The sequence below is a fragment of the Phycicoccus elongatus Lp2 genome (assembly GCF_000367525.1).
In the GTDB taxonomy this organism is placed as follows: Bacteria; Actinomycetota; Actinomycetes; order Actinomycetales; family Dermatophilaceae; genus Phycicoccus_A; species Phycicoccus_A elongatus.
In genome coordinates, this window is the sequence record NZ_HF570956.1 from 2983151 (window position 1) to 2983778 (window position 628).

Below are 628 nucleotides of genomic sequence, written 5' to 3' on the forward strand. Positions count from 1 at the left end.
CGGTTACACCGCCGCTCCGCCTGCCTCGGCACAGTACGGCGGACAGGTCGCGGTCGGCTCGTTGCGCTACGTCGAGCACCACTTCGGCCCGGTCACGACGTTCGCCGACCGCATCGTGCCCGGCCTCATCGACGCCGCTCTGAACCTCATCGGTCTGATCCCGATGATCATCGGCATCATCGTCATGGCCACCTCCGCCGGGGGCGGGAGCTACGACAGCTATGGGAACTACCAGTACGACGGGGGCTCCGGTGCGGGCATGGCCGTCGGTCTGGTGCTCCTGTTCGGGTCGTTCGCCGTCTTCTTCGGCATCTGGCTCTGGAACCGCGTCTTCAAGTTGGGCCGCACCGGCCAGAGCGTGGGCAAGAAGATCGCCGGTCAGAAGCTCATCAACACCACGAGCGGCCAGCCGATCGGCGCCGGCCAGTCCTTCGTCCGTGAGGTCATCCACGGCCTGGCCAACCAGGTCGTCTACCTGTCCTACCTCTGGATGCTGTGGGACTCCAACCGCCAGACCCTCGGCGACATGGTCGCCAAGTCGACGGTGATCAAGGTCCCGAAGGCCTGACCCACCTCCCCCTCCCCCCGGGGAACACAACTCGCAGCGGACCACAGGTATACCTGTGGT

The 628-nt window shown here is 65.9% G+C and carries 1 protein-coding gene; it reads left to right on the forward strand.

Annotated features, from left to right (window positions below; all coding sequences use genetic code 11):
* The coding region (locus tag BN10_RS15925; protein ID WP_198014068.1) for an RDD family protein at nucleotides 1-568 on the forward strand (568 nt) is incomplete at its 5' end.
* Between the last annotated feature and the right edge of the window lie 60 nt (nucleotides 569-628).